The following is a 16,468-nucleotide window of genomic DNA, read 5'->3' as shown; positions in this document are numbered from 1 at the left end:
ACCCATTTCATGAAACGCAGCACCGACACCGAAGTCCTGTCCGACCCGAGTTTTGCGCGCGCCGTCATCGACTGGCAGCGCGCGCACGGCCGCCACGCCCTGCCCTGGCAGAACACACGCGACGCTTACCGCATCTGGCTCTCCGAGATCATGCTGCAGCAGACGCAGGTGACGGCGGTGCTGGGTTATTACGCGCGCTTCCTGGAGCGCTTCCCCAGCGTGCACGACCTCGCCGCGGCGCCGCCGGAGGACGTGATGGCGCACTGGAGCGGCCTCGGTTACTACACGCGGGCGCGCAACCTGCACGCGTGCGCGAAGCGCGTCGTCGCGGATTATGACGGCGTGTTCCCCAGCGACCCTGCCCTGCTGGCCGACCTGCCCGGCATCGGCCGCTCGACGGCCGCCGCCATCGCCGCGTTTTCCGCCGGCGCGCGCGCCGCGATCCTGGACGGGAACGTCAAGCGCGTGTTCGCGCGCGTGTTCGGCATCGACGAATATCCGGGCATCAAGCCGGTGGAAGACGCGCTGTGGCGCCGCGCCGACGCGCTGCTGCCGGAAGGCAACGGCATCGAGGCCTATACGCAGGGCCTGATGGACCTGGGCGCCACGCTGTGCACGCGCGGCAAGCCGGACTGCGGCCGCTGTCCGCTGCAGGACCGCTGCGTGGCGTTCGCCACCGACCGCACGTCCGTGCTGCCCGTGCCGAAGCCGAAGAAGGCGACGCCTGAGCGGCGCGCGCTGATGCTGGCCGTCGTCGACGCGGGCCAGGTGCTGTTGCAGCAGCGGCCGGATTCCGGCATCTGGGGCGGCCTGCTGTCGCTGCCGGAATACGACGGGCACGTGGCGCTGGACGAAGCGGACGACGTGTCGGCGGCGACGCTGGCAGCGGCCGCCGGCGAGTTCGGCGACGTGGCCGAAGCCGAGCCGTTGCTGCCCCTGGTGCACGGGTTCACGCACTACCGCCTGCACATCCAGCCGTACCGCATCGGCCTGCGCGCCCGCGGTGCCCTGCCCCCCGGCCACGTGTGGTGGGACCTGGCGACCATCGCCGACGCGCCGCTGCCGGCGCCGATCAAGAAGCTGCTGGGCCAACTCGCGGCACCGTCGTTGTTTTCGTAGGGTGGACGGCTCTACCCGACCGTTCGATGATCGGTAACGCAAACGCCGTCCACGCGTTCAAATCACAGTGAGATAGGCGCGAGGTTCGAAAGCATACGTTGGTTGAACGCGTGGACGGCAAAGCCGTCCACCCTACTGACAGAAATTGACACAGGGGTTTCCTACACTGGCTGCACTGTCAACCAACGAAGGAGATCACCATGCTGACCCCAACCTACACCATTCTCTACGTCAACGATCCGCACGCGAGCGCGCGCCTGTACGGCAAGCTGCTGGACGCGCAGCACGTCGAGAGCTCACCCACGTTCGTCCTCTTCCCGCTCGAAAACGGCCGCATGCTGGGCCTGTGGGCCAAATCGGATGCGGTGCCGGCCGCCGACTTCCACGGCAGCGGCAGCGAGCTCGCATTCCGCGTGGCCGACGATGCGAAGGTCGATGCGTTGCACGGCCAATGGCGTGACGCCGGCCTGCGCATCCTGCAGGCGCCGACCAAGGTGGATTTCGGTTATACGTTCACGGCCGCGGACCCGGACGGGCACCGCCTGCGCGTGTTTGCACGCACGGAGTAAGCGTCAGAACGTATCGAGCGAATAGATGCGCCGGTGTTCCTTGATGGCATACCGGTCCGTCATCCCCGCGATGTAGTCGGCGATCTTACGCGCCTGCTTCATCGTGTCGCCCGACGCCACCTGGTAGTCCGGCGGCAGCAGCACGGGATCGGTCATGAACGCATCGAACAGCTCGTGCACGATGCGGCTCGCTTTGACGCGCATGCGATTCACTTGATAGTGCCGGTACAGGTTCGCATGCAGGAAGCGCTTCAGCGCCGTCGTCTCGGCCCGCATCGTGTCGGAAAAGCGGATCAGCGGCGGCGCCGCGCGCACGTCGTCGATGCTGCCCGGCGCGGCGTCGGCCAGCAACTGGGCCGACGTCGCGGCCAGGTCGGCAGTCATCGCCGTGATCATCAGGCGGATCGTCTCGTACAGCTCGCGCCGGCCCGTCAGGCCCGGGTACTGCTGCACCACCTCGCGGTGCAGGCGCGCGAACAGGTCCACCTCTTCCATCTGCTTCATCGCGAGCAGGCCCGAACGCAGGCCGTCGTCGATGTCGTGGTTGTTGTACGCGATTTCGTCGGCGAGGTTCGTCAGTTGCGCTTCCAGGCTGGGCTGCTTCTTGTCGATGAAGCGCTGGCCGAGGTCTCCCAGCTGGCGTGCGTTCGTCAGCGAGCAGTGTTTCAGGATGCCTTCGCGCGTCTCGAACGTGAGGTTCAGGCCGTCGAAAGCACCGTAGTGTTCCTCGAGATGGTCGACGACGCGCAGGCTTTGCAGATTGTGCTCGAAGCCGCCGTAATCCTTCATGCACTCGTTCAGCACGTCCTGGCCGACGTGGCCGAACGGCGTGTGCCCCAGGTCGTGCGCGAGCGCCGTCGCCTCGACGAGGTCCTCGTTCAGGCGCAGGCTGCGCGCCAGCGTGCGCGCGATCTGGGCGACTTCGATCGAGTGCGTGAGGCGGGTGCGGAACAGGTCGCCCTCGTGATTCAGGAAGACCTGGGTCTTGTATTCGAGCCGGCGGAACGCGGTCGAGTGGATGATGCGGTCGCGGTCGCGCTGGAACTCGCTGCGCGCGCCCGGCGCGCCTTCCGGATGGCGACGCCCACGGCTCTTCGACGAATGCGCCGCGTAAGGAGCTAAGTGGGCGTCGAAGTCGATCATGACGAAGGTGCTCCAACTGAGGCCTTCAACGTGGCCTCCAACTGCTCGCGCGGCGCGTTCGTGATGCTCGGGCTGCCCAGCGGTTTCAGGAGGATGAACTTGATCGCGCCGCCCTCGTTCTTCTTGTCGACTTCCATCAGCTCGATCCAGCGGTCGATGCCCAGGTCCGGCGCGACGACCGGCAGCCCGGCCGCCTGCACGAGCGCGCGCACGCGCGCGACGGCGGCAGCGTCGATGAGGCCCAGTCGGTGCGACAGGTCGGCCGCCATCACCATGCCGCAGCCGACGGCCTCGCCGTGCAGCCACGCGCCATAGCCCATGCCCGCCTCGATGGCGTGGCCGAACGTGTGGCCGAAGTTCAGCACGGCGCGCAGGCCGCCTTCGCGCTCGTCGCGCGCGACGACGTCAGCCTTGATCTCGCACGAGCGCGCGATCGCGTGCGCGAGGGCCGCATGGTCGCGTGCCACCAGCTTGCCGATGTTCGCCTCGATCCAGTCGAAGAAGCCGGCGTCGAGGATGGCGCCGTGCTTGATGACTTCCGCCAGGCCGGCCGCCAGTTCGCGCGCGGGCAAGGTGTCGAGCGTGGCGGTGTCGGCGATGACGGCGCGCGGCTGGTAGAACGCGCCGATCATGTTCTTGCCCAGTGGGTGGTTGATGCCCGTCTTGCCGCCCACCGAGGAATCGACCTGTGCGAGCAACGTGGTCGGGATCTGCACGAACGGCACGCCGCGCATGTAGGTGGCCGCCGCGAAGCCCGTCATGTCGCCGACGACGCCGCCGCCCAGCGCGACCAGCGTGGTCTTGCGGTCGCATTTGTTCGCCAGCAGCGCGTCGAACACGAGGTTCAGGCTTTCCCAGTTCTTGTATTCCTCGCCGTCCGGCAGGACGATGGGCACGACCTCGCGCCCGGCCGCGCGCAGCGGCGCCGCGACCTTGTCCAGGTAGAGCGGGGCGACGGTCGTGTTGGTGACGATGGCCACCTTGCCGCTGCCGCCGATGTGACGATTGAGTAAGGAAGCGTCGTCCAGCAGGCCGCGTCCGATCGCGATCGGATAGCTGCGGTCGCCCAGCTCGACGTTAAGGGAAATGCATGCCTGTTCGTTCATTGTCGCCTTTGCGTTGGACCGTGCGTGCGCGGATGCCTGCTCCGCCAGCTGGTCCAGTATTGTCTGAACCATCGATTGTACGTTAGGTCGGCCCGTGTCGATGACGATGTCCGCGATCTCGCGGTACAGCGGTTCCCGTTGCGCCGTCAGGTCTTCCAGCTTCCTGCGCGGATCGGCCGTCTGCAGCAGCGGGCGGTTCTTGTCGTGCGCGGTGCGCTGCAGGATGCTCGACACGCTCGCGCGCAGGTAGATCACCGTGCCCCGCTCCGCCAGCAGCGCGCGGCTGGCCGGGTCCAGCACGGCGCCGCCACCCGTCGCCAGCACGATGCCGCGGCTGGACGTGAGTTCGCGGATCACATCGGCCTCGCGGCGGCGGAAGCTGGCCTCGCCTTCGATCTCGAAAATCCACGGAATCGTGGCGCCCGTGCGCGCCTCGATCTCGTGGTCGGAATCGATGAAGGTCATGTCCAGGCGCCGCGCCAGCAGGCGGCCGATGGTGGTCTTGCCGGCGCCCATCAGGCCGACGAGGAAGATGTTGTTGTTCTTACAGTCAGACACGTTACGCGTTCAAATAAAAACGGCCAGGTCGCCCTGGCCGTTTTGTTGCAATCGGACATCCCTTAAGAAAACTTATGGGCAGGTGAACGACAGTTTAAACGGAATATTGGTCACCAAGCCAGCCGGCGTCGTGACGGTGACGTTGAACGAGGCCTGCGCCGGCGAGCAGCTGGTCGGATTCGTGCTCGAAATGCTGAACGTGTGCGTGGAGCCTTGCGGGCCGCTGGCGCCGATACCGTTCGGGTAATCGACGCTGCCGCCGCCCGTGCCGGGGCCGTGCGGTGCGACGTTCGGCACCGTGGCCGGCACGACGGCCGCCGCGTTACCGTTGAGCATGCTGGTGATCTCGACGTGCGACAAAGCCGGCATCGGGTTCTTGTTCACGTCGTTCAGCTGCAGGGTGAAGACCTTCGTCGCGCTGCCGCTGATCGAACCGAGGTCCGTGACCTGGGTGACGTCGAGCGGCGTCGCGCTGCCGTTCATGTACGCATAGACGACGCTGCTGCCGGAAAAGAAGATCGCGGCGCTCTGCGACAGCGTGTTCGAGCCGTCCGTCGTGCTGGCGCACACGGTGGCCAGGCCCGGGCGGGTCGCGTCCGGCGTCAGGGCATTGCACGGCGTGGCCGGCTGGCCCGGCGTGGCGACGCGCGGGTTCTGCGTGCGGAACGCCACCGAGCAGCCGCCGTTGACCGTGTTGCAGCCGCCTTTGTCGGACGAACCGACGGCGCCCATATTGGTCTGGAAGACGACCGGCGTACCGTCCGCGACCGGGTTGCCGGACGCGTCGGCCAGCAGCACCTGCAACGTCGTGGCCGGGACGGTCGTCGAGCTGTCGAGGGTCCAGCCTTCGACGTTGTACAGCGCGGAGCTCAGCGAGATCGCCTTCGGCAGCCCCGTCGTCACGACGACGGAGTCGGACAGCGTGGAGATGTCCGCGCCGCCGTTGGTGCCGGTGCCCGGCAGCGTGGCCAGGACACGGAACGACGTCGGCACGCTGCCCGAATTGACGGTGGTGACGACCTGGCCGTTGGCGTCCGTCGTGTCGCTCGTCTTGTTGATGTGGACCGACGTCGACGCCGTGCTGAAGTTCACCGTCTTGCCGGCGAGCGCGTTACCGAAGATGTCGACGACCTTGAAGGTCAGCGTGGCGGTCTCGGTGCGGCCGTTGCCGCCCTGGCCCTGGATCACGATCGACTGGTTCGTGGGCGATGCGCCGACGAATTGCACGGACGCGGCGGCCGGCGGCGCGATCGTCAGCGTCGTCGTCGCCGACGTGTTGACGCCCACGGCCGACACGGTGATCGTATCGTTGCCGGCGCAGCCCTTGTCGCGGTAGACCGTCTGCGCGGTGCCGTTATTGGTCGACACGGTCGTGGCCAAGGTGGCCTTGCCGGCCGTGGCGCAGGCCGAGCTGAAGGTCAGGCTGACCGGTTGCAGCGTGTACTTGCTCGAACCGTTCATCACGTCGACGGACAGCACGGACGACCCGTAGGCCTGGATGCTGGTGGGCGCAGCGGTCAAGGTGCCGAACGACAGCGTCGTCGCGCCGACCGAATAATTGCCCTTGCCGGCGACGGTGGTGCCGTCCGCGAGGCTCGTCGTGGCCGTGACGGTGCCGGCACCGGCGGCGGCCAGGCTGGCCGCGCGCATGGTGACGGTGGCGACGCCGTTGGCGTCCGTCAGCGCCGTGGCGGACGTCGGCGAGAACACGGCCAGCGTATTGTCCGTGGCGAAGGTCACGATGGCGTTCGGGACCGGCTTGCTGTCCTTGTCGAGCACCGTCGCGGTGACGGTCTCCGGCGCGGCGGCCGTGAGCGCGCCCGCGGCGCCGGACGTGAAGTGCACGCCGACCGTCGGCGTCGCGGTCGCGGTGGAGCCCGTTCCCGTGCCGGTGCCCGTGCCCGTACCGGTACCCGTTCCGGTCCCGGTGCCGCCGCCGACGGCGCCCGGATTGCCGCCGCCGCCGCCGCAGGCGGTCAGCACCAGCGCCATCAACAGGGCCGCCGCGCGCACGCCGTGGCCTCTTGCTGCTTCCTTCGTGAAGTTGTTCATGTGTTTGCGTTCGTTGATTGTGATGTCAGTGACCGGTCTGCAGGCGCTCGGCCACGATCTTCGGCGTGATGAAGACGAGCAGCTCGGTCTTGCTGTGCTGGCGCGACGTCGTCTTGAACAGGTTGCCGACGACGGGGATGTCGCCGAGGACCGGCACCTTGTCGTCGTTGTTGCTCTCGCTCATCTGGTAGATACCGCCCAGCACGACGGTGCCGCCGTTCTCGACCATCACCTTCGTCTTCACGTGCTGCGTGTTGATGGCGAAGCCCGACGCGGTCGACTCGCCCTTCGAATCCTTGGCCACGTCCACCTCCAGCACGACGTTGCCGTCCGGCGTGATCTGCGGCGTGACTTCCAGCTTCAGGTTCGCCTTCTTGAACGTGACGGACGTCGCACCGCTGCTCGTGGCCTGCTGGTACGGCAGCTCGACGCCCTGCTCGATGACGGCCGGGACGTTGTCCTCGGTGACGACGCGCGGGCTGGAGATGATCTTGCCCTTGCCGTCCGCTTCCAGCGCCGACAGCTCCAGGTTGAGGAAGCGGTTCGCGGCCGACGAGAACAGCGAGAACGCGATCGACGGCGCATTCGTGCCGTTGATGCCGGACGCCGGCAGGTTCACGAGCGTGGTGTTGGTGTAGCCGTCGCCCTTGTCCGGCGTCTGGCCCGTGACCTGGCCCACGCCCGTCAGGTTGCCGCCGATGGCCACGCGCTGGTTGCCGCTGACCTGGTAGCCGGCGTCGCCGCCGCGGAAGCCGCGCAGGTCGGCGAAACCGAGCTTGGCGCCCAGATTGCGCGAGAAGCCGTCATTCGCTTCCACGAGGCGCGCCTCGACGAGCACCTGCTTGGTCGCGACGTCGGTCTTCTGGATCAGCTTGCGGATGTCTTCGATCTTCGACGCGATGTCGGTGACGAACAGCTGGTTCGTGCGCGGGTCGATGATGGCGCTGCCGCGCTTGGACAGCACGCGGTTCTTGCCGCCGTCGCTGCTGGCGCCGCCGCTGGAATCGAGGCCGAACACGGTGCGGAAGGCTTCGGCCTTCTGGTAGTTCAGCTGGAAGATCTCGGAGCGCAGCGGTTCCAGCTCGGAGATCTGGGCGCGCTGCTCGAGCTCCAGTTTTTCCTTGGTCAGCAGTTCTTCCTTCGGCGCGATCCACAGCACGTTGCCGTTCTTGCGCATGTCGAGGCCCTTGGCCTGCAGGATCACGTCGAGCGCCTGGTCCCACGGCACGTCCTTCAGGTGCAGCGTGAGGTTGCCCGTGACGGCATCGCTCGTGATGATGTTCAGGCCCGACAGGTCGGCGATCGCCTGCAGCGCCTGGCGCACTTCGATGTTCTGGAAGTTGAACGAGACCTTTTCGCCGCGGTACGCGGTGCCCGCGCCGCCGCCGGCCGGACGGTTCGGATCTTCCTTGACGGGTTTCACGTCGATGACGAGCTGGGTGTCGCTCTGGTAGACGCTCTGCTCCCAGTTGCCCTGGGTGTCGACGACCATGTGCGTGTTCTCGCCCTGCGGCGTCGTCGTGATGCGCGACACGGGCGTGCCGAAGTCGGTCACGTCCAGGCGGCGGCGCAAGGTCGGCGGCACGCCCGTCTTCAGGAAGTCGACCTCGATCTGGCGGCCGACCTGGCGCACGTCGACGGCAACCTGGCCGTTCGGCAGGTCGACGACGATGCGGCCTTCGCCGTTGCTGCCGCGGCGGAAGTCGAGGTCGCGCAGCACTTGCGACGCGACCGGTGCGGCCGCCGCGGTGCGTGCCGGCTGGCCGGCAGAGTCGACGGCGCGCGCGGGTGCACCCGAGCCTTCGACGGTGACGATGACGTCCTTGCCGTCGATCGCGGCCGCGTAGTTCAGCACGCGCTTCAGGTTCAGCACGAGGCGCGTGCGCTCGCCAGCCTGCACGACGTTCACGCCGCGCACGTCGCCCAGGTTGATGTCCTGGGTGTTCTTGCCGGTCGCGTTGGCGGTGGCGCCGAAGTCGAGGGCGATGCGGGCCGGGTTCGTGATCGAGAAGCCGATGGGCAGCTTCTTCGGCGGCTCCTTCATGGCCACCTTGATCACGACGTTGCCGCCCTGCTGGTTGGCGCTGATCGACTCGATCGCGTTGTCCTGGGCCCAGGCACTGGCAGCGACGAGCGCCAGCAGCACACCGCCTGCGACGGAAAGGAATCGGGTCATTTGTGGTTCTCCTTGGTTTGCAGCTCCAGCTTGGACATGCGGCCGGTCCATTCACCGGCGGCGTCCTGCACCACTTCGCGCACGTCGACGACGTCGTCGCCCACGTGCGTGACGACGCCGAAGTTCTGGCCGATGCGCTGTCCGGCCTTGACCTGGTACAGCGAGCGGTCCACCTGCAGCAGGGCGTAGCGGATGCCGCCCTTTTCCATCGTGCCGACCATCTGCATGGTGTCGAGCGGGAAGGTCTCCAGCAGTTCGCGCGGACGCGCGAGGTCGGGCTGGTTCGGGTTGTTCGAGGTCGCCGCCGCACGGGCCAGTTCGCCCAGCAGCTTGTTCGGATTGAACGGGTCGACCGCTTCCCGCGCGCCATAGGCGTATGGGAGAAAATCTTTCGGTTCGGGCAGCGGCTTCACGGACGGATGGGTGTCGCGCTTGACCTGGTCCATCCAGTCGCGCACCTCGCGCACGTCGCTGTCGCCGCAGCCGGCCAGAAGGGTCGCGGCCAGCAGGCCGCCCATCACGATGCGGGCGCTCATGCCTTGGCCTCCTTGCCGTCCGGGGTCTTCTTCTTGGCCTTGCGCGCCTTGGACTGGGCATCCAGCTCGTCCTGGTCGAGGTAGCGGAAGGTCTTGGCGATGGCTTCCAGCGACAGCGCGCCGTCCTTGCCCGCCGTGAGCGCCAGGTTGTTCAAGGTGACGATGCGGGGCATCTTCGCCATGTCGGCCGCGAATTCGCCGATGTCGTGGTAGGTGCCCACCACCTTGATGTCGATCGGCAGCTCGGCATAGTAATCCTTGACGACGACCTGGCCCGGCTTGAACAGCTCGAACTGCAGGCCGCGGCCCACGCCCGCCTGGTTGATGTCGGACAGCAGCGCGGCCATCTCGGCCTTGCTCGGCAACTGCTTCTCCAGGCGCTCGACGTAGCGGTTCACCTGCTGCTGCTGGGCTTCCAGCGCATCGAGGTTGATGGCCTGCGCCATCTTGGTCTTGTAGTCGTCGCGCAGCTTGAGTTCCTGCGCGGCCAGCGCGTCCTGTTCCTCGAACTGGCCGCTCCAGTAAAAGAAGTAGCCGAGGCCCATGACGACGGCCATCACGCCCGCGGCGCACAGCAGGCGCGGGGCCAGCGGCCACAGGCCCGGGTGGCGTCCCTGCAGGCCCTCGAACTGGGCCCCCAGGTCGGCGAAAATCTGTTTCAGGTCGATGTTCTTCATGGCTTGCTCGCGCCCGCGGTTGTGCCCGCGGTTGCGCCCATTCTTGCGGCGGCCGGCTTGGCGCCCTTGGCGTCGTCGTCGCTCGCGCGGCTGCGCTTGATGGAGACGTTCAGCGTGAATTCGACGACCTTGCGTGGGGTCTTGCCCTGCGTGACCATGGCGGCGCGCACCTCGGTCAGGTCGGGGCGTTCGAGCCACGGTGAGTTGCCGGACAGGTTGCGCAGCAGTTCCGCGACGCGTTCCTGCGACTGCGCATAGCCGTTCAGCAGCACGCGCTGGCCGTCCTGCTTGAAGCTTTTCAGGTACACGCCTTCCGGCGTCTGGCGCACCAGTTCGTCGAGCAGGTAGACGGGCTGGTTGCGGTCGCCCTGCAAGTCCTCGACGGCCTGCTGGCGTGCCTTCAGCCCCTCGATCTCCGCCTTCAGGGTGGCGATCTTGCTGATCTTCTTGTCCAGTTCCGCGTTGGCGTTCTTGAGGACGAGGTTGCGTTCGTTGTGGACGGCGATGCGGCTCGCGTTGTAGCCGCCCACGAGCAGCACGAGCGCGGCGCCGGCGATGCCGCCCAGGGCCAGCAGCGCGGCGAACGCGGTCTGCTTCTGCTTGCGTTTCGCTTCCCGGTGCGGGAGCAGGTTAATGCGGATCATCAGCCGAACCTCCGCAGTGCCAGGCCGCAGGCGACGAGATAGCCGGGGCCGTCCTGGCGCAGCTGCTGCTCGCGCACGTTCGGCCCCAGTTGCATGCCGTGGAACGGCGCCACGACGGACGTCGCGATGCGCGTGCGGCCGGCGATGATGTCGGGCAGGCCGGGCAGCTGCGCGCTGCCGCCGGCGATCAGGATCTGGTCGATGCGCGTGTACGGCGTCGACGTGTAGAAGAACTGGATCGCGCGCGTGACTTCCAGCGCGGCGTTCTCGAGCCACGGCGCCAGCAGGTCGGCGCGGAAGTTGTCCGGCAGGTCGCCCGCCTTCTTGCGCGTTTCCGCTTCCTCGAACGAGAGGCCGTAGGCGCGCACGATGTCCTGCGTGAGCTGCACGCCGCCGAACGGTTGCTCGCGCTCGTACACCGTCTCGCCGTTCTGCAGCATCGACACGTGCGTCGCCTGCGCGCCGATCTGGAACAGCGCAACGATGTGGTCCTTCGGGGCGTTGTCCGCGTCGAGCAGGCGCTGCAGCGCGGCGCGGGCGGCATACGATTCGATGTCCATCACGGTGGCCGTCAGGCCCGCGGCCTCGGCGATCGCGACGCGGTCCTCGACCTTTTCGCGGCGCGCGGCGGCCAGCATCACTTCCATGTCTTCCGGCGCGTTGGCGGCCGGCCCGATCACGTCGAAGTCGAGGCTGACCTCGTCCAGCGCGAACGGGATGTACTGGCTGGCCTCGGACTCGACCTGCACTTCGAGCTGGTCTTCCGGCAGGCCGGCCGGCAGGATGATCTTCTTGGTGATGACGGCGGCCGGCGGCATGCCGAGCGCCACGTGCTTGATGCGCGTGCCGCTCTTCTGCACGACGCGGCGCACGGCGTCCGACACGGCCTCGATGTTCTCGATGTTGCCGTCGACGACTGCGCCGCGCGGCAGCGGTTCCGCCGCATGGCGTTCCAGCCGCAAGTCGCCCTTGCCGCCATCGGACAACTCGACGAGGCGCACGCCGGACGTACTGATGTCGAGTCCGATCAACGGCGGGCTCTTCTGTCCGAACAAGGAACCTAGACTGATCACGAGCGCACTCCCTCTCTGCTACTTCTGCGTTCCGGCGTTTCGGAACGGCTAACGCCCGCGTGGGAACTATTGATAAATGTAGACATACGGTGTGCATATAACAGACACCGCCTTGAATCGTAGCAATACTGATGTGCGAGGACAAGAAATTTCTGCACGGGAACATATAGTGACGAAGCAGGAAAGCGACACTTCGTTACACCGTGATATCGATCAATATTGCAGGACTTTTCACACCTGTTGTTCGCTTGTCTAGGAGTGCTTCAGATACAAGCGTGACTTATAATGAATTGGATCAATAAAGCGAGCCACATCCGCATGAAAGCATCTCAAACCGGCGGCAACCCCGCGCCGAAGTCGTCTTCGCCCAAGCACACCCCGAAGCGCATCCTGCTGACCCTCCTCGCCGCCCTGGCCGGACTGGCCGTGTGCGGCGTGCTGGTGGTCGTGTTCGCGCTGGCGATGGCGTACCCGAACCTGCCCGCCCTCGACACCCTCACCGACTACCGGCCGAAGATGCCGCTGCGGATCTTCACGGCCGACAACGTGCTGATCGGCGAATTCGGCGAGGAGCGCCGCACCCTCGTCCACTTCAAGGACATCCCTGACGTCATGAAGCGGGCCGTGCTCGCGATCGAGGACGACCGCTTCTACGAACACGGCGGCATCGACTATTGGGGTATCCTGCGCGCCGCGCTGCACAACGCGACGGGCGGCGCGCGCCAGGGCGCGTCCACGATCACGCAGCAGGTGGCCCGCAACTTCTTCCTGTCGTCGGAACAGACCCTGAAGCGCAAGGCGTACGAGGCGCTGCTCGCGTACAAGATCGAGAAGAACCTCACGAAGGACCAGATCCTTGAGGTCTACATGAACCAGATCTACCTGGGCCAGCGCGCGTTCGGCTTCTCGTCGGCCGCGCAGATCTATTTTGGCAAGGACTTGAAGGACATCTCGATCGCCGAGGCGGCGATGCTGGCCGGCCTGCCGAAGGCGCCGTCCGCGTACAACCCGGTCGTGAACCCGAAGCGCGCGCGCCAGCGCCAGCAGTACATCCTGCAGCGCATGCACGACCTGCACTACATTAACGACGCCCAGTACGAACAGGCGAAAAACGAGCAGCTCAAGATCAAGACGGACAGCACGGCGTTCGGCGTGCACGCGGAATACGTGGCCGAGATGGCACGCCAGCTCGTCTACGAACAGTTCAAGGAAGACACGTACACGCGCGGTCTGAACGTGTTCACGACGATCACGAAGGCCGACCAGGACGCGGCCTACCTCGCGCTGCGCCGCGGCGTGATGGATTACGAGCGCCGCCACCCGTACCGCGGCCCGGAAAAATACATCGAGATCCCGTCGACGAAGAGCGAGGCCGACGAGGCCATCGAGGCGGAACTGGCGGAACATCCCGATTCGGACGACATCGTCGCCGCCATCGTGCTGTCGGCGTCGCCCACGCAGGTGAAGGCCGTGCTGGCCTCCGGCGAAGAGATCACGATCACTGGACCGGGCATCGCGTTCGCGCGCGAATGGCTGTCGCCGAAAGCGGCCGAGACACGGTGCGTGCGCCGCGGCGCCGTCATCCGCGTCATGCAGGACGGCGGCTCGTCGTCGTGGAGCATCACGCAGATGCCGGAAGTGGAATCCGCGTTCATCGCGGTGAACCCGGACGACGGCGCGATCCGCGCGCTGGTGGGCGGCTTCGACTTCAACCGCAGCAAGTTCAACCACGTGACCCAGGCATGGCGCCAGCCCGGCTCCTCGTTCAAGCCGTTCATCTATTCCGCGTCGCTGGAACGGGGCTTCTCGCCCGCGACCCTCATCAACGACGCGCCGATCTCGTTCGACGCCGGCGCGACGGGCGGCCAGGCGTGGGAACCGAAGAACTACGACGGCAAGTACGAAGGCCCGATGACGATGCGGCGCGGCCTGACGAAGTCGAAGAACATGATTTCGATCCGCATCTTGAACAAGATCGGCGCCCGCTACGGCCAGGAATACGCGACGCGCTTCGGCTTCGACGCGGACAAGAATCCGCCGTACCTGACCTTGGCGCTGGGCGCCGGTGCGACGACGCCGTTGCAGATGGCCGGCGCCTATTCCGTGTTCGCCAACGGCGGCTACCGCGTCAGCCCCTACCTGATCTCGAAGGTGACGGATGCGGATGGCAAGGTGTTGTCGGAAGCGCGTCCGGACCGCGCCGGCGTCGACGCCAACCGCGTCATCGACGAACGCAACGCGTGGCTGATGGACAGCATGCTGAAGGACGTGGCCCGCTACGGCACGGCCGCGAAGGCCGGACAGGTGCTGAAGCGCCCGGACATCGCGGGCAAGACGGGCACGACGAACGATTCCATCGACGCCTGGTTCGCCGGCTACCAGCCGCACCTGGTGGGCATCGCGTGGATCGGCTACGACCAGCCGCGTAACCTGGGCAACAAGGAAACGGGCGGCGGGCTCGCGCTGCCGATCTGGATCGGGTTCATGCAGAAGGCGCTGAAGAACGAGCCGGTCGTCGACCGTCCGGCGCCGCCGGGTCTCGTGCAGTACGGCGACGAGTACTATTACACCGAGAACCCGCCGGGCACGGGCGTGCAGTCGCTCGACGTGGGACCGGCGCAGCCGGCGGCCGAGCAGAAGTCGCGGGATGCCGTCCGCAACGAGCTTTTCTAACGTGGCGCGGGCGTCATCCCTGCGCGTGACGCCAACATGCCGCGAACGGCACTAACGTAGGGTGGACGGCTCTGCCGTCCACGCGTTCAAATCACGCCGGCACCGATGCGACGATATGTGCACGCGCCGGTTGAACGCGTGGACGGCATTCACGCCAACACGACATCCCCGGTCGGGGTATAGCCGTCCACCCTACGCGACTCAACGCAGCTTGACCGGCGCCCCACCCTGCTGCGTCGCGAAATCGGACAACGCCGTGAAGAACTCCGTGTTGTCGCGCGTATTGCGCCACTCGTCGCCCACGCGCTTGTAGTGGAAGCCGCCGGCGCGCGCCGCGATCCACATTTCCTGCAACGGCGCCTGGCTGTTGATGATGATCTTCGAGCCATTGTCGACGAACTCGATCTCGAGCACGTTCCCGCTGCGCTTGCACTCCACGTCGACGATGTCCTGCTCGAACAGGCGGTCGAACTTGTGCTCGATGTCGCTCAGCGTGGACTCGGCCAGGGCCAAAAATTCGGATTCGGTCATGCTACACTCCAAGGTCTGCTAATCAAACCGTGATTCTAATCGTGAAGTCCCCATTTGCGCTCCTGACAAGCCTGGCGACCCTGGTGGTGCTGTCGGCCTGCGGCCAGACCGGTCCGCTCTACATGCCCAAGCCACCCGCTCCCCCCGCCGTCGCGCACACCCCCGCGACGGCGCCGGCCGGCACGACGAACACGACGGACGCCGCCACCCCGGTCACCCAGCTCAAGCCGCCGGCACCCGCCGCCGGCGTGACGCCACCGATCGGCGGCACCAACGATACGCCCGTCCCGAACCCGCCCTCGCCGGCCACCCAACAGTAAGCACATTATGTCGCACTTCACCTACCAAGACGGCGTCCTGCACGCCGAACGCGTCCCCCTGTCCAACATCGCCACGGAACACGGCACCCCGACTTACGTCTATTCGAAAGCCCAGCTGCTGGACAACTTCGCCGGCTACGCGCGCCCGTGCGCGGGCCGCGACGCGCTCGTCTGCTACGCGATGAAGGCGAATTCCAACCTGGCCATCCTCGACCTGCTGGCACGCCAGGGCGCCGGCTTCGACATCGTGTCGGGCGGCGAGCTGCTGCGCGTGATCGCGGCCGGCGGCGACCCGGGCAAGGTGATCTTCTCCGGCGTGGGCAAGACCGCGGCCGAGATCGCGCTGGCGCTGGAAAAAGGCATCCTGTGCTTCAACGTCGAGTCGATCCCGGAACTGCACCGCATCAACGAGGTCGCGGGCCGCATGGGCAAGCGCGCGCCCGTCTCGCTGCGCGTGAACCCGAACGTCGACCCGAAGACCCATCCGTATATCGCGACCGGCCTGAAGGCGAGCAAGTTCGGCGTCGCGTTCTCGGACGCGCTGGACACGTACCGCACCGCCGCCAAGCTGCCGCACCTGGACGTCGTCGGCATCGACTGCCACATCGGCTCGCAGCTGCTGGACGACGCGCCGCTGCTGGAAGCGCTGGACAAGCTGATCGAGCTGATCGACGCGCTGGACGCCGAGGGCATCCACATCCACCACCTGGACGTGGGCGGCGGCCTGGGCATCGACTACGGCACGGGCGAGGACTCGCCGGTGCCGATCGCCCACTACGTCGAGCGCGTGTTCGCGCGCGTGGACGCGTGGCGCGCGGAGAAGCACGGCGGCCGCCCCATCAAGGTGATCTTCGAACCGGGCCGCTCCATCGTGGGCAACACGGGCGTCCTGCTGATGTCGGTGGAGTTCCTGAAGCCGGGCGAGGAAAAGAATTTCTGCGTCGTCGACGCCGCGATGAACGACATGGCACGCCCCACGCTGTACCAGGCCTGGATGGACGTCAAGCCGGTCGTGCAGCGCGCGGGTGACGCCGTCACGTACGACCTCGTCGGCCCCGTGTGCGAATCGGGCGACTGGCTCGCGCGCGACCGTGCGCTGGCCGTCGAGCCGGGCGACGTGCTCGCGATGATGGCGGCCGGTGCCTACGGCTTCACGATGGCCTCGAACTACAACACGCGCGGCCGCGCGGCCGAGGTGCTCGTCGATGGCGACCAGGTGCACGTGATCCGCCGCCGCGAGAATCCGGCGGAGCTGTTTGCGCTGGAATCGATGGTGAGATAAGGAGAGTTT

14 protein-coding genes are annotated in these 16,468 nt (G+C 66.8%); 5 read left to right on the top strand and 9 right to left on the bottom strand.

The window, feature by feature from the left end; all coding sequences use genetic code 11:
* Positions 1–9 precede the first annotated feature (9 nt).
* Positions 10–1,119, top strand: coding sequence for an A/G-specific adenine glycosylase (gene mutY / locus NX784_RS05215; protein WP_258815607.1), 1,110 nt, complete (start codon positions 10–12; stop codon positions 1,117–1,119).
* 200 nt (positions 1,120–1,319) lie between these two features.
* The gene (locus NX784_RS05210; RefSeq protein ID WP_258815606.1) at positions 1,320–1,688 is read left to right on the top strand and encodes a VOC family protein; all 369 of its coding nucleotides are present in this window, start codon (positions 1,320–1,322) and stop codon (positions 1,686–1,688) included.
* 3 nt (positions 1,689–1,691) lie between these two features.
* On the opposite strand, the gene NX784_RS05205 is transcribed toward NX784_RS05210, so the two are convergent.
* The 8 genes from NX784_RS05205 to NX784_RS05170 all read right to left on the bottom strand — a co-directional run bounded on the left by NX784_RS05205 (position 1,692) and on the right by NX784_RS05170 (position 11,653).
* Positions 1,692–2,831, bottom strand: a complete 1,140-nt coding sequence (locus tag NX784_RS05205) for a deoxyguanosinetriphosphate triphosphohydrolase (RefSeq protein WP_258815605.1) — start codon at positions 2,829–2,831, stop codon at positions 1,692–1,694.
* The gene (gene aroKB, locus NX784_RS05200; RefSeq protein ID WP_370662912.1) at positions 2,828–4,453 is read right to left on the bottom strand and encodes a bifunctional shikimate kinase/3-dehydroquinate synthase AroKB; all 1,626 of its coding nucleotides are present in this window, start codon (positions 4,451–4,453) and stop codon (positions 2,828–2,830) included. The genes NX784_RS05205 and aroKB overlap by 4 nt, the downstream gene beginning before the upstream one ends.
* Before the next feature lie 114 nt (positions 4,454–4,567).
* Positions 4,568–6,547: an Ig-like domain-containing protein gene (locus NX784_RS05195; protein ID WP_258815603.1), complete on the bottom strand. Its 1,980-nt coding sequence runs from the start codon at positions 6,545–6,547 to the stop codon at positions 4,568–4,570.
* A gap of 25 nt (positions 6,548–6,572) precedes the next feature.
* The gene (locus NX784_RS05190; RefSeq protein ID WP_258815602.1) at positions 6,573–8,723 is read right to left on the bottom strand and encodes a type IV pilus secretin PilQ; all 2,151 of its coding nucleotides are present in this window, start codon (positions 8,721–8,723) and stop codon (positions 6,573–6,575) included.
* Positions 8,720–9,259, bottom strand: coding sequence for a pilus assembly protein PilP (locus tag NX784_RS05185; protein WP_258815601.1), 540 nt, complete (start codon positions 9,257–9,259; stop codon positions 8,720–8,722). Before NX784_RS05185 ends, NX784_RS05190 begins: the two co-directional genes overlap by 4 nt.
* Positions 9,256–9,936, bottom strand: coding sequence for a type IV pilus inner membrane component PilO (locus NX784_RS05180; RefSeq protein ID WP_258815600.1), 681 nt, complete (start codon positions 9,934–9,936; stop codon positions 9,256–9,258). Before NX784_RS05180 ends, NX784_RS05185 begins: the two co-directional genes overlap by 4 nt.
* Positions 9,933–10,580: a PilN domain-containing protein gene (locus NX784_RS05175; protein ID WP_258815599.1), complete on the bottom strand. Its 648-nt coding sequence runs from the start codon at positions 10,578–10,580 to the stop codon at positions 9,933–9,935. The genes NX784_RS05180 and NX784_RS05175 overlap by 4 nt, the downstream gene beginning before the upstream one ends.
* On the bottom strand, positions 10,580–11,653 hold the full coding sequence (locus NX784_RS05170; RefSeq protein ID WP_258815598.1) for a pilus assembly protein PilM: 1,074 nt from the start codon (positions 11,651–11,653) through the stop codon (positions 10,580–10,582). The genes NX784_RS05175 and NX784_RS05170 overlap by 1 nt, the downstream gene beginning before the upstream one ends.
* A gap of 318 nt (positions 11,654–11,971) precedes the next feature.
* Here NX784_RS05170 and NX784_RS05165 point away from each other — a divergent pair, with 318 nt between their 5' ends.
* Entirely contained in the window at positions 11,972–14,326 is a 2,355-nt protein-coding gene (locus tag NX784_RS05165) for a penicillin-binding protein 1A (protein WP_258815597.1), read from the top strand.
* Between the two features lie 201 nt (positions 14,327–14,527).
* On the opposite strand, the gene cyaY is transcribed toward NX784_RS05165, so the two are convergent.
* The gene (gene cyaY, locus NX784_RS05160; protein ID WP_166858036.1) at positions 14,528–14,857 is read right to left on the bottom strand and encodes an iron donor protein CyaY; all 330 of its coding nucleotides are present in this window, start codon (positions 14,855–14,857) and stop codon (positions 14,528–14,530) included.
* 41 nt (positions 14,858–14,898) lie between these two features.
* Between cyaY and lptM the strand changes: the two genes are divergently transcribed.
* Positions 14,899–15,177, top strand: a complete 279-nt coding sequence (gene lptM / locus NX784_RS05155) for an LPS translocon maturation chaperone LptM (protein ID WP_258815596.1) — start codon at positions 14,899–14,901, stop codon at positions 15,175–15,177.
* A 7-nt stretch (positions 15,178–15,184) separates the two neighbouring features.
* Positions 15,185–16,459 (top strand): diaminopimelate decarboxylase, encoded by a 1,275-nt coding sequence (gene lysA / locus NX784_RS05150; protein WP_258815595.1) that lies wholly within the window; start codon positions 15,185–15,187, stop codon positions 16,457–16,459.
* Positions 16,460–16,468 lie beyond the last annotated feature (9 nt).

The sequence above is a fragment of the Massilia pinisoli genome (genome assembly GCF_024753285.1).
GTDB lineage: Bacteria > Pseudomonadota > Gammaproteobacteria > Burkholderiales > Burkholderiaceae_D > Telluria > Telluria pinisoli.
Note: the sequence above shows the minus strand (reverse complement) of the source record. Positions and strands in the feature narration are given on the sequence as shown.

What these genes read in the sequence shown, in the direction of transcription:
- NX784_RS05180 (WP_258815600.1), bottom strand. Translation starts at nt 9,936, where the DNA reads ATGAAGAACATCGACCTGAAACAGATTTTCGCCGACCTGGGGGCCCAG.
- NX784_RS05165 (WP_258815597.1), top strand. Translation starts at nt 11,972, where the DNA reads ATGAAAGCATCTCAAACCGGCGGCAACCCCGCGCCGAAGTCGTCTTCG.
- cyaY (WP_166858036.1), bottom strand. Translation starts at nt 14,857, where the DNA reads ATGACCGAATCCGAATTTTTGGCCCTGGCCGAGTCCACGCTGAGCGAC.
- NX784_RS05175 (WP_258815599.1), bottom strand. Translation starts at nt 10,580, where the DNA reads ATGATCCGCATTAACCTGCTCCCGCACCGGGAAGCGAAACGCAAGCAG.
- NX784_RS05195 (WP_258815603.1), bottom strand. Translation starts at nt 6,547, where the DNA reads ATGAACAACTTCACGAAGGAAGCAGCAAGAGGCCACGGCGTGCGCGCG.
- NX784_RS05210 (WP_258815606.1), top strand. Translation starts at nt 1,320, where the DNA reads ATGCTGACCCCAACCTACACCATTCTCTACGTCAACGATCCGCACGCG.
- lysA (WP_258815595.1), top strand. Translation starts at nt 15,185, where the DNA reads ATGTCGCACTTCACCTACCAAGACGGCGTCCTGCACGCCGAACGCGTC.
- NX784_RS05185 (WP_258815601.1), bottom strand. Translation starts at nt 9,259, where the DNA reads ATGAGCGCCCGCATCGTGATGGGCGGCCTGCTGGCCGCGACCCTTCTG.
- aroKB (WP_370662912.1), bottom strand. Translation starts at nt 4,453, where the DNA reads ATGGGCGCCGGCAAGACCACCATCGGCCGCCTGCTGGCGCGGCGCCTG.
- mutY (WP_258815607.1), top strand. Translation starts at nt 10, where the DNA reads ATGAAACGCAGCACCGACACCGAAGTCCTGTCCGACCCGAGTTTTGCG.
- NX784_RS05190 (WP_258815602.1), bottom strand. Translation starts at nt 8,723, where the DNA reads ATGACCCGATTCCTTTCCGTCGCAGGCGGTGTGCTGCTGGCGCTCGTC.
- NX784_RS05205 (WP_258815605.1), bottom strand. Translation starts at nt 2,831, where the DNA reads ATGATCGACTTCGACGCCCACTTAGCTCCTTACGCGGCGCATTCGTCG.